The sequence below is a fragment of the Peptostreptococcus sp. MV1 genome, from assembly GCF_000758885.1.
In the GTDB taxonomy this organism is placed as follows: Bacteria; Bacillota; Clostridia; order Peptostreptococcales; family Peptostreptococcaceae; genus Peptostreptococcus.
In genome coordinates, this window is record NZ_JRNB01000017.1 from 1 (window position 1) to 10,434 (window position 10,434).

At 39.1% G+C, this 10,434-nt stretch carries 13 protein-coding genes; 11 read left to right on the forward strand and 2 right to left on the reverse strand.

The annotated features are described in order from the left end of the window. Positions 1 to 114: 114 nt before the first annotated feature. From HMPREF1639_RS01860 to rbfA, 7 genes are all read left to right on the forward strand, one after another. Complete coding sequence (locus HMPREF1639_RS01860; RefSeq protein WP_036762668.1) at positions 115 to 1,035, forward strand: DUF4846 domain-containing protein; 921 nt, start codon at positions 115 to 117, stop codon at positions 1,033 to 1,035. Between the two features lie 136 nt (positions 1,036 to 1,171). Next, on the forward strand, positions 1,172 to 1,639 hold the full coding sequence (rimP, locus tag HMPREF1639_RS01865) for a ribosome maturation factor RimP (protein ID WP_036762671.1): 468 nt from the start codon (positions 1,172 to 1,174) through the stop codon (positions 1,637 to 1,639). A gap of 26 nt (positions 1,640 to 1,665) precedes the next feature. After that, entirely contained in the window at positions 1,666 to 2,973 is a 1,308-nt protein-coding gene (nusA, locus tag HMPREF1639_RS01870; protein ID WP_036762674.1) for a transcription termination factor NusA, read from the forward strand. A 77-nt stretch (positions 2,974 to 3,050) separates the two neighbouring features. Then, positions 3,051 to 3,338 carry an RNase P modulator RnpM gene (rnpM, locus tag HMPREF1639_RS01875; protein ID WP_036762677.1) on the forward strand — a complete coding sequence of 96 codons (288 nt, stop codon included), beginning with the start codon at positions 3,051 to 3,053 and terminating at the stop codon, positions 3,336 to 3,338. 56 nt (positions 3,339 to 3,394) lie between these two features. After that, the gene (locus HMPREF1639_RS01880) at positions 3,395 to 3,709 is read left to right on the forward strand and encodes a L7Ae/L30e/S12e/Gadd45 family ribosomal protein (RefSeq protein WP_036762679.1); all 315 of its coding nucleotides are present in this window, start codon (positions 3,395 to 3,397) and stop codon (positions 3,707 to 3,709) included. 12 nt (positions 3,710 to 3,721) lie between these two features. Beyond that, on the forward strand, positions 3,722 to 5,665 hold the full coding sequence (gene infB / locus HMPREF1639_RS01885; protein WP_036762683.1) for a translation initiation factor IF-2: 1,944 nt from the start codon (positions 3,722 to 3,724) through the stop codon (positions 5,663 to 5,665). 27 nt (positions 5,666 to 5,692) lie between these two features. Beyond that, entirely contained in the window at positions 5,693 to 6,040 is a 348-nt protein-coding gene (gene rbfA / locus HMPREF1639_RS01890) for a 30S ribosome-binding factor RbfA (protein ID WP_036762686.1), read from the forward strand. 99 nt (positions 6,041 to 6,139) lie between these two features. Here the strand turns inward: rbfA and HMPREF1639_RS01895 are convergent, their stop codons facing one another. Together HMPREF1639_RS01895 and HMPREF1639_RS01900 are read right to left on the reverse strand one after the other, a co-directional pair. Beyond that, complete coding sequence (locus HMPREF1639_RS01895) at positions 6,140 to 6,412, reverse strand: type II toxin-antitoxin system YafQ family toxin (RefSeq protein ID WP_036762689.1); 273 nt, start codon at positions 6,410 to 6,412, stop codon at positions 6,140 to 6,142. Between the two features lie 2 nt (positions 6,413 to 6,414). Beyond that, a complete protein-coding gene (locus HMPREF1639_RS01900; protein ID WP_036762692.1) occupies positions 6,415 to 6,687 on the reverse strand; it encodes a type II toxin-antitoxin system RelB/DinJ family antitoxin in 273 nt (90 codons plus the stop codon). Positions 6,688 to 7,032: 345 nt separating this feature from the next. Here HMPREF1639_RS01900 and HMPREF1639_RS01905 point away from each other — a divergent pair, with 345 nt between their 5' ends. The 4 genes from HMPREF1639_RS01905 (at position 7,033) to rpsO (ending at position 10,346) form a co-directional block, all read left to right on the forward strand. Continuing rightward, positions 7,033 to 8,049, forward strand: coding sequence for a DHH family phosphoesterase (locus HMPREF1639_RS01905; protein WP_036762694.1), 1,017 nt, complete (start codon positions 7,033 to 7,035; stop codon positions 8,047 to 8,049). 21 nt (positions 8,050 to 8,070) lie between these two features. Then, complete coding sequence (gene truB / locus HMPREF1639_RS01910) at positions 8,071 to 8,973, forward strand: tRNA pseudouridine(55) synthase TruB (RefSeq protein WP_036762696.1); 903 nt, start codon at positions 8,071 to 8,073, stop codon at positions 8,971 to 8,973. Between the two features lie 50 nt (positions 8,974 to 9,023). After that, positions 9,024 to 9,974 (forward strand): bifunctional riboflavin kinase/FAD synthetase, encoded by a 951-nt coding sequence (locus tag HMPREF1639_RS01915; RefSeq protein WP_036762698.1) that lies wholly within the window; start codon positions 9,024 to 9,026, stop codon positions 9,972 to 9,974. Between the two features lie 117 nt (positions 9,975 to 10,091). After that, on the forward strand, positions 10,092 to 10,346 hold the full coding sequence (gene rpsO, locus HMPREF1639_RS01920) for a 30S ribosomal protein S15 (protein WP_007790285.1): 255 nt from the start codon (positions 10,092 to 10,094) through the stop codon (positions 10,344 to 10,346). Positions 10,347 to 10,434 lie beyond the last annotated feature (88 nt).

The window sequence follows — 10,434 nt, forward strand, 5'->3', positions numbered from 1 at the left end:
TTTAGCGTTGGGAGAGAATTTTTTCTCTCACCAACGCTAAATATTATACAACCATATATTTTAAATAGCCTAATTGCTTTGGCGACTGAAGAGGTAATTTATAGGAGGGTAGATATGAAAAATAATAGAAAAATAACTAAAAGATTAGCCTATATGCTGATGGCATTGGGCTTGGGTATGACCATATCACTGACTGGATGTGGAGGCAAGACTGGTGGAAATGGACAAGACAAGGGCGGGAGCAGTTCAACTAGCCAGACCAAGTCCCTTGTCAACAAGGTAGGTGAAAATATAGAGGACAGGTATAATACACCTGAAGGGTATACTAGGATAAGGGTAGAAAAGGACTCCTTTGGAGAATTCTTAAGGCATGAAAAATTAAAAAAATACGGGGAAAAATCCCTATATTACAATGGAAAAGCCAAGCCATCAGAAGGCGTATACGACTCTGTATTTGATATAGACCTAGAAGGTAAAAATTTGCTTCACTGTGCAGATGCTTGCTTCAAGTTTAGGGGAGACTACCTATATCAGACAGGCCAGTATGACAGGATAAAATTTAACTTTGTATCAAGTGGTGTAGCAGACTTTGCCAAGTATGTGAAGGGCTACAGGGTTGACCCAGAGACAGGCGAGTATTTTTTGATGGCAGAACAGGACAGTTCTGAAAGAGTCTACAAGAAGTTTATGGACCTAGTGTATGGTTACTGCGGAACCTTATCACTGGTCAAGGATACCCACGATATAAGTATTGATGATATGCAGATAGGTGATGTTTTTGTCAGGGGTGGTACTCCTGGTACAAAGAGGGTAGGTCACGCTATAATGGTGGTCGATATGGCTGAAAATCACAAGGGTGAAAAAATATTTATGTTGGCCCAATCATATATGCCAGCCCAGCAAACACAGGTCTTAGTCAATAGGTCTGACAAGGCTATGAGTCCTTGGTATAGCTTAGAGGATGTCAAAAAGGCTGGTAAGATGGTGACACCTCAGTGGACCTTTGAGTTAAATGAATTAAAACGATTTAATTAAATACTTGAAATGCCTTGAATATGCTATAAAAGTATGGTATCATATATGTATTGAATATGTGTTTTAGATGTGAGGCATTTTTTGGCTCACATTTTTTCATGTTAATGTTTTTTACAATTGAATAGGAGGTGTGGCTATGAAAAAGAGCATCGCACAGAAGGTTGAAGAGATGATTCAGCCAAGTGTAGAAGGCTTTGGATATGAGCTAGTTGACGTAGAATATGTCAAAGAAGCTGGTGTCTACTTTCTTAGGGTAATTATTGACCATGAGAAGGGAATAGGCCTAGACGAATGCGAAAAAGTCAGCAGAGAAATCAACCCTATGCTGGATGAGGAAGACTTCATTGAGGATAACTACTTCTTGGAGGTATGTTCACCAGGCATTGATAGGGTACTAAAGAGAGACAAGGAATTTGCAAAGTATGCAGGTAAGAGTGTAGAGGTCAAGCTTTACAAGAATGACCAAGACCTGAAGACTAAGCAGTTTGAGGCCGAGTTACTAGGTCTTGATGAAGATGGAATGGTAGTGGTATCTGTAAATGATACAGAAAAGAAATTTGATAAAAAAGAAATTGCCCAAATTAGGCTGGCAGTTGAATTTTAATAGAGGTAAATAAATCGGAGGTAATAATGAACACAGAATTTATGCAGGCCCTTAATGAGCTTGTGAGAGATAGGGGAATAGACAAGGATGTATTGCTAGAAACAATTGAACAGGCATTGACATCTGCCTACAAGAAGAACTTCGGTTCTGCCCAGAATGTCAGGATAGACATGAATAGGGAAACTGGTGATATAAAGGTGTATTCTCAGAGGGTAGTTGTAGATGAATCAGACCTATACGACAACTTCTTGGAAATAGAGCTATCAGAGGCTAGGGAAATAAACCCTAACTATGAGCTAGGTGATATAATCGAGCATGAGGTTACACCAAGAGACTTTGGTAGAATTGCAGCTCAGACAGCCAAGCAGATAGTAGTTCAGAAGATTAGGGAAGCTGAGCGTGAAATGACTTACAATGAATTCCTTGAAAAACAGGATGAGTTGGTAACTGGAGAAATATCTAGGACATCAGCAAGAGATGGCAAGCAGATAGTATTTGTACAGATAGGCAAGGGTGAAGGTGTCCTATTACAGAGTGAACAGATTAAGAATGAAGACTACAGAATAGGTAGTAACATGAAGTTCTATGTTTTAGAGGTAAACAGGACCAACAAGAATCCACAGATCCTGTTATCAAGGACAAATGCAGGCCTAGTAAAGAGATTATTCGAGATAGAAGTGCCAGAAATTCAGGAGGGTATTGTCCAGATCAAGTCTATATCAAGAGAAGCTGGTTCTAGAACCAAAATGGCAGTTAGGTCAATGGATGACAATATAGATCCAATAGGAGCCTGTGTAGGTACGCAGGGTGCCAGAGTTAGGAATATAGTTGATGAATTGGGCGATGAAAAGATAGATATAGTCAAGTATAGTGACGATCCAGCTACATTTATAGAGGCTGCCCTTAGCCCATCTAAGGTTACAAAGGTATTTGTTGACGAAGCAAACAAGTCTGCCATAGTAATAGTACCTGACTACCAGCTATCATTGGCTATAGGTAAGGAAGGCCAGAATGCTAGACTGGCTGCAAGGTTGACTAACTGGAAGATAGACATAAAGTCAGAATCAGAATTTGGACCAGAAGAGGAAGATGCCCTATTAGACCAGATAGAAAGTAATAGGCTAGCTGCTGAAGAAGAAGCTAAAAGATTGGCTGAAGAAGCAGAAATAAGGGCCCAGGAAGAGGCTGCTAGGCTAGCTGTCCAGGAAGTTGAGGCTGAAAGTGATGAAACTGAAGACCTAGAAGCTGAAGTTGAAGCTTCAGAAGTTCAGGAAGAAGTCGAAGTTTCAGATGAAACTAAATTAGCCGATCAAGAGGAAGAAATTGAAGAATAATTCTAGCAAATAGGGCTAAATATACCAGTATAGTATAATTTTATCTAATATGCTAGGAAATATATTGGAGGTGTCCAATGCAAAAGCAGAAAAAAGTACCCCAAAGAAAATGCATTGTTTGTCAGACAAGGGATGCAAAGAAGGGTTTGATAAGGGTTGTAAAGAATAAGGAAAATGAAATCTTCTTAGACCCTACAGGCAGGGCCAATGGTAGGGGGGCATATGTATGCGCCAACCAAGAGTGTATGACAAAGGCCATCAAGTCAAAGGCACTAAATAGGGCCTTTAGGACAGATGTAGATGACCAGGTATATGAACACCTGCTAAGCCAGCTAGAAAAACTAGAGGAAAAGGCCGGCGAATAGGTCTGGTTTACAGCCTATAATAATAGAGCTAGCCAAGTACTCAAGAGGTATACATAATGAATCAAAAAAAGATATATTCATGGCTGGGTCTGGCTATGAGGTCTGGTAACCTAGTATCAGGTGACGATACTAGCTTGAGAGAGCTCAAGAAAATGAGACTCAACCTAGTAATAGTGGCTGATGATGCATCAGCTAATACAAAAAAATTATTTACAGACAAGTCCAGTTATAGAAATATAGCCTGCAGGCAATTTGGAACCAAGGAAGAATTGGGTAGGGCTATAGGAAAAAGTCCCAGGGCTGTACTTGGAATAAAGGACAAGAAGATGTCAGACCAGATATTGATCTTGTTGGAAGGGACCGAGATATAGGAGGTGGTTTTTATGTCTAAGACTAGCATAAAAAATATTGCCGAAGATTATAAGATGAGCGAAAAAGAAATCGTGAAAAAAATTAATGACTTTGGTATAGAAACAACAGAAGATAAGAAACATTTAGAAGGCGAGAACCTGCAGCTATTTATTGAAATGCTAAATGAAGAAATAAAAGAAGCAAGGGGAAATGTCGTTGAAGTAGATGGTAAGATAACTGTCCAGGAAATTGCAACACAGATGGACAAGTCAGTGTCAGAAGTAATCATGAAGCTAATGAAGATGGGTACAATGGCCACTATAAACCAGGAGATAAGCTTTGATATAGCAGCCCTAGTCTGTAGTGAATTTGGCTATACCCTAATGAGGTCTGATAACTCAGAAGTAGAAGAGCTAGAAATCGAAGCCTTAATGGAAATCGAAGAAGATGATGAAAAAGACCTAGTACCAAGACCACCAGTAGTAACTGTAATGGGTCACGTTGACCATGGTAAGACATCCCTACTTGATGCTATTAGAGATACAGACGTAACATCAGGAGAAGCAGGTGGTATTACCCAGCATATAGGTGCCTCTGAAGTTAAAATAAACGGACAGAAGATAGTATTTTTGGATACACCAGGTCATGAGGCCTTCACATCAATGAGAGCCAGAGGTGCCCAGGTTACAGATATAGCTATACTAGTAGTTGCAGCAGATGACGGTATCATGCCACAGACTATAGAGGCTATCAACCATGCCAAGGCAGCCGATGTACCTCTAATAATAGCCATAAACAAGATAGACAAGCCGGGTGCCAACCCAGACAGGGTAAAGCAGGAACTATCAGAGCAGGGTCTATTAGTTGAAGACTGGGGTGGCGATGTAATCTCTGTTGAAGTATCAGCCAAGAAGAGGATAAATATAGAAAACCTACTAGAAATGGTCCTACTAGTAGCAGAAGTGGAAGAATTAAAGGCCAACCCTAACAAGAGGGCTGTTGGAACAGTAATTGAGGCAGAGCTAGACAAGGGTAGGGGACCAGTTGCCACTGTACTAGTACAGGGTGGTACCCTAAGAGTTGGTGACCCTATCGTAGCAGGTGTAGCATCTGGTAAGGTAAGAGCCATGATTAACTACAAGGGTAAGAGGATCAAGCAGGCGGGTCCATCTACAGCAGTAGAAATCCTAGGTCTATCAGAAGTACCAGCAGGTGGAGACCAGTTTGCAGAGACTCCAAATGACAAGACTGCTAGACTGATAGCAGAGAAGAGACAGGCAATGCAGAGGGAAGAAATGCTAAAGGCATCTTCAAAGATATCTCTTGATGACCTATTTGCTCAGATGTCAGAAGGTAAGGTCAAGGATCTAAATATAGTAATCAAGGCAGACGTTCAGGGATCTGTCCAGGCTGTCAAGCAATCATTGGAAAAGCTGTCTAATGAAGAAGTAGCTATTAAGGTAATCCATGGTGGTGTAGGTGCCATCACTGAGTCAGACGTCCTACTAGCATCAGCATCTAATGCCATAATTATAGGATTTAACGTTAGACCGGTATCAGGATCAGAGCAGGTAGCTGAAAAGGAATCTGTTGACATCAGGACATATACAATCATCTACAAGGCTATAGAGGATATCAAGGCTGCCATGAGCGGTATGCTAGACCCAGACTATGTAGATGAAGATACAGGTAAGGTAGAAATCAGAGAAATATACAAGATATCTGGTGTAGGTACAGTAGCAGGATGTTATGTGACATTAGGTAAGATAATGAGGTCTTGCAAGGTAAGGATAGTTAGGGATGGTATCATAATCCATGAAGGAGAACTAGCTGCCTTGAAGAGATTTAAAGACGATGTAAAGGAAGTAGCCCAGGGATTCGAATGTGGTTTGAGCTTTGTAAACTACAACGATATCAAGCCGGGTGACGTAGTAGAGGCATATATCACAAAAGAGGTCGAAAGAACTCTAGACTAATATTGCCTCAGAAAAGAGAGGTAGAATATGGCTTCAAACAGGATAAAGAGAATAAGTGAAGAAGTAAGAAAAGTTGTCAGCACTATGCTGATCAATGGTATAAAGGACCCTAGGATTACATCTATGATCAGTGTAACCGACGTAGAAGTAACCAATGACCTAAGATATGCCTTTGTATATATTAGTATACTAGGTGGTGACAAGGAAGCGTCCCTAGAGGGTCTAAACTCAGCCAGAGGATATATCAGGAGAGAAGTAGGTAGGCAGGTTAAGCTAAGATATGCACCTGAGATAGTTTTCAAGATTGATGACTCTATCGAAAGAGGTATGTATATGGATGAGTTGATCAAGAGTGTTAAGAAGGATGAAGAATAGTATTTTAATTTAATAATACATAAGTTTACCGACCCTATTAGTAAGATTGACTAATGGGGTCGGTTTAGATTTAGCCCGTTTTTTGTAGTAATTTAGAATTTAAAATAGGTCTGAATGACTACCAGTATCTACAAAAGTTAAAGTCAAAATATCCCTTTCAATTAAATAAATTAATAGCCAATCTGGTTTAATATGACATTCGTGAAAACCTCTAAAGTTGCCTGTTAATTGATGGTTACGATATTTCTTATCGAGTTCTTTACCCTGACGTAAAGTGTTGATAACTGATTCAAGTATAGACATATCGTATCCTCTTTTTTTCATAAGCTTATAGCTTTTTTTGAATGTATTGGTAAATTTAACTTTGTACATTATTAGTCGTCAAGAGCTTTCATTAAATCTTCCATATTATTATAGCTAGGGATGTCAGGATCAGAGGCTATATTCTTTGCTTCAATCATAGCGGCAATAGTTTTTTTATTATACTGAGGAACTTCAACAGAGAATGGAAGACCACCCCTAAGAAGGCATTGCCTCAAAAACATATTTACAGCAGAGGACATATCTATACCTAATTCTGAAAATAAAATATTTGCTTCTTCCTTTACTTGCTTATCGATTCTAATTTGTGTTGGTGTAGTTGCCATAATAATCATCTCCTTTTCATACATATATTATACTACAAACAGTTTACTTTGTATATTAAAAAGTAGATTTTAGACATATAAATAACTATAATTAATAAATTTATCTATTTACATAGTGTCACTTAATGCACAGCAAAGGGAAGGTGATCATTCATTTACTTGTGCCTAGAATGCAGCCTCACTTTGACTGGGTATTAGAAATGCATTTTTTATCATGAAATAAAATTACCTTCAATACTTTTATTTGCTCATATCTTATTTATGTTAAAGTATTTCTAATTATATTGATATATACCTGTCTAATGATGTATAATATAGAATGGACTATGCCAAGGAGGTAGAAGTATGGCTAAGATAATAAATAGGTCTTTATCAGATGAATTCCTAGTTGAAATAGACAAGATAATAGATTATATAATAAACAATGATAAATTTGTAGTGACATCCCATGTAAATCCAGATGGTGATAATATAGGTTCATCACTGGCTATGTGTGGATTCCTCGAGGCCCTAGGCAAGGATTATATCTACCTGCTAGATGATGCCTATCCTAGCAGCTTGAACTTTTTGAATAGGGAGGGTTTGAGAAAGACATCTGACCACCTATCCAACCTAGAGGGGTATACGGTTATAGCCCAAGACTCTGGATCATATGAAAGGATATGTGTAGACAAGGACCTACTTGACACTGCCAAGGGGATTATATGTATAGACCACCACCATACCAATGGTGATTATGGATTTATAAAGTATATAGATACACAGGCATCTTCAACATGTGAATTAGTCTACAATATCATCACAAGATACGAAGAAATCAACAGTAATAAGCTGATAAATCAGGATATGGCGACCTACCTTTATGCTGGCCTAGTGACAGATACTGGAAATTTCCAGTATTCAAATACAGAACCATCATCCCTAATGATGGCTGCTGACCTAATTTCTAGGGGGGCTAGGAAGCAAGAGGTGATAGAAAATATATACCAGAAAAACTCACCAGCCTACTATAGGATATTGGGCGAGTGTCTCAACAAGATGGAGATAGTAGATAAAAAAATATGCCTAGCAATAGTTACTAGGCATATGCTGGATAAGTATGGCTTGAATTACGATGATATAGACCCTATCACACCATATACTAGGGATATTGATGGCGTAGAATTGGGTATATTTATCAAGGAGAAGGAAGTAGGCGAAATAAAGGTAAGTCTTAGGTCCAAGTCATACATTGACTGTACGAGGCTAGCTGAAGTCTTTGATGGAGGAGGTCATATTAGGGCGTCAGGATGCACCATCAGGGATAAGAGTGTAGAAGAAGCAAGAGATATGATTGTCGATCAGGCGAGAAAACTTTTTTAGAGAAACAAAGGATAGAAGATAATGGATAGAATTTTTAATATTTACAAGCCTGCTGGGATGACATCACACGATGTGGTCTACAAGGTCAGAAGAATATTGGGCATAAAGAAGGTCGGACATACCGGCACACTTGACCCAGATGCAGTGGGTGTCCTTCCCATATGTGTAGGTAGGGCTACCAAGGTATGTGACCTGATACTCAACAAGGACAAGACATATATTTGTGATATGGTCTTGGGGATAGAGACAGATACATATGATTCTTCAGGTCAGGTCTTGGAAGTCAAGGACCCTTCAGCAATTACTGAGAAAGACCTGATAAAGGCCCTTGAAAGTCAAATAGGTGTGATAGACCAGTTACCACCCAAGTATTCTGCCCTCAAGGTAAAGGGCAGGAGGATGTGTGATCTAGTAAGGGCTGGCAAGGGTGACCAGATAGACTTAGTTGCCAGAAAAATATTTATAAAGAGGATTAGTATTTTGTCTATAGACCTACCCAAGGTCAAGTTTGAAGTTGAATGTAGCAAGGGTACCTATGTCAGGAGTATATGCCATGATATAGGACAAATACTTGAAGTAGGGGCACATATGACTGGATTAATCAGGTCCAAGACGGGTATATTTGAAATAGATAAGGCAATCAGCCTGGAAGAGCTTGAGAGGCTTAGGGACGATGATAGGCTTGAGGAAAATTCTTGGTCAGTTGAGGATGTCCTTTCTGATTTACCATATATAGTTCTAAGAGACAATGCAGTCAAGTACTATTCAAACGGGGGCAAGATTGAGGAAAGAAGGTTTGATGACCACAACCTCAAGGAAGATTCTGACTTGGTCAGGGTATATTCAAAGGACGGTTTTATAGGGTCCGGTCAATTGTTTAGGCAGGACGGTGTCCTAATGGTAAAGAGCCACAAGTTTTTCTAGATATTAGAATAGGATATTTTACAAAATACAATAAAGAGATAGGTGATGTAATGATAGTTTTTAATAGTATTGAAGATATAGCCTTGGATACCAATACCTGTGTAACTATAGGCAACTTCGATGGCGTACATAGGGGACACCAGGAGCTGATATCTAGGGCAGTCAAGTATGCCAAAAGTAGGGGGCTTAAGAGTGTTGTGTTCACTTTTGCCAACCATCCGGTCAATTTTTTTAAGCCGGGTTATGTCAAGAATATAATTAACCAAGACCAGAAGAAGGCCCTAGTGGAAAAGATGGGTGTGGATATATATGTAAATATTCCTTTTGATACCAGTATGACCCAGATATCTGCCAGAGACTATGCAAAAAAAATATTGGTTGAAAAGTTACGTATAAAAAAAATTATAGTAGGTCATGATTTTTCCTTTGCCAGAAAAAAGGAAGGCACTCCAGAAAAGTTGATCCAGTTTGGTAAGGACTATAACTTTGAGGTTGAAATAGTGACACCAGTCCTATTGGATGGCAAGAGGGTTAGCTCTACGGATATAAGGGCCTTGATTTCCAATGGTGATGTGGCGGCAGCGAGAAAGTTGCTTGGCCAGTACTATTCTATAGAAGGTACTGTGGTAGAGGGTAGGCAGATAGGTAGGACCATAGGTTTTCCTACAGCCAATATAGACTATGATAGGTCTATGATAATTCCCAAAAAGGGTATATATGCGACACTAGCAACGGTGGACGGCGATGTTTATTGCGGAGCTACAAATATAGGCACAAATCCAACTGTTCAAGGGAAAAAGATCACTATAGAGACATATATTCTTGACTTTGATCAGATGATATACGGCAAGGAACTGAAAGTCGAATTTGTCGAGTTCATGCGTGATGAGGTAAAATTTGACAGCAAGGAAGCTTTAATGGACCAGCTAAAGAAGGATGTGGCCTATGTTAGAGAAAACTACGTATCATGGCTCAAATCTAGTATAGATAAGGTAAAATAAGTCTTGTATTTAAAATATTGATATGTTATAATGATAGAGGTTTAACCATGGCTCGGCAAACGAGGCTCCACTCCTTGCTTAGCTAGTGGCGATTTTTAAATTTTTAGGAGGAAATAAATGAACAAGGAACAGATAATCAAGGATTTTGGTAGAAAAGAAGGAGATACAGGTTCTCCAGAAGTACAGATAGCTTTACTAACAGCTAGAATTAATGAACTTAATGAACACTTAAAGGTTCATAAGAAGGACCACCACTCAAGAAGAGGTCTATTAAAGATGGTTGGTAGAAGAAGAAATCTACTAGGATATTTGAAGAAGAACGATCTAGAAGGCTACAGAGCCCTAATAGCTAGATTAGGATTAAGAAAATAATTTCTTTAAGCAGGTGTGATTAGTTTCATATCTGCTTTTTTTATGTATGACGGGCATGCCGTCAGTCTGTGGTGAAAGTCCACGTAGG

What these genes read in the sequence shown, in the direction of transcription:
- HMPREF1639_RS01860 (WP_036762668.1), top strand. Translation starts at nt 115, where the DNA reads ATGAAAAATAATAGAAAAATAACTAAAAGATTAGCCTATATGCTGATG.
- rimP (WP_036762671.1), top strand. Translation starts at nt 1,172, where the DNA reads ATGAAAAAGAGCATCGCACAGAAGGTTGAAGAGATGATTCAGCCAAGT.
- nusA (WP_036762674.1), top strand. Translation starts at nt 1,666, where the DNA reads ATGAACACAGAATTTATGCAGGCCCTTAATGAGCTTGTGAGAGATAGG.
- rnpM (WP_036762677.1), top strand. Translation starts at nt 3,051, where the DNA reads ATGCAAAAGCAGAAAAAAGTACCCCAAAGAAAATGCATTGTTTGTCAG.
- HMPREF1639_RS01880 (WP_036762679.1), top strand. Translation starts at nt 3,395, where the DNA reads ATGAATCAAAAAAAGATATATTCATGGCTGGGTCTGGCTATGAGGTCT.
- infB (WP_036762683.1), top strand. Translation starts at nt 3,722, where the DNA reads ATGTCTAAGACTAGCATAAAAAATATTGCCGAAGATTATAAGATGAGC.
- rbfA (WP_036762686.1), top strand. Translation starts at nt 5,693, where the DNA reads ATGGCTTCAAACAGGATAAAGAGAATAAGTGAAGAAGTAAGAAAAGTT.
- HMPREF1639_RS01895 (WP_036762689.1), bottom strand. Translation starts at nt 6,412, where the DNA reads ATGTACAAAGTTAAATTTACCAATACATTCAAAAAAAGCTATAAGCTT.
- HMPREF1639_RS01900 (WP_036762692.1), bottom strand. Translation starts at nt 6,687, where the DNA reads ATGGCAACTACACCAACACAAATTAGAATCGATAAGCAAGTAAAGGAA.
- HMPREF1639_RS01905 (WP_036762694.1), top strand. Translation starts at nt 7,033, where the DNA reads ATGGCTAAGATAATAAATAGGTCTTTATCAGATGAATTCCTAGTTGAA.
- truB (WP_036762696.1), top strand. Translation starts at nt 8,071, where the DNA reads ATGGATAGAATTTTTAATATTTACAAGCCTGCTGGGATGACATCACAC.
- HMPREF1639_RS01915 (WP_036762698.1), top strand. Translation starts at nt 9,024, where the DNA reads ATGATAGTTTTTAATAGTATTGAAGATATAGCCTTGGATACCAATACC.
- rpsO (WP_007790285.1), top strand. Translation starts at nt 10,092, where the DNA reads ATGAACAAGGAACAGATAATCAAGGATTTTGGTAGAAAAGAAGGAGAT.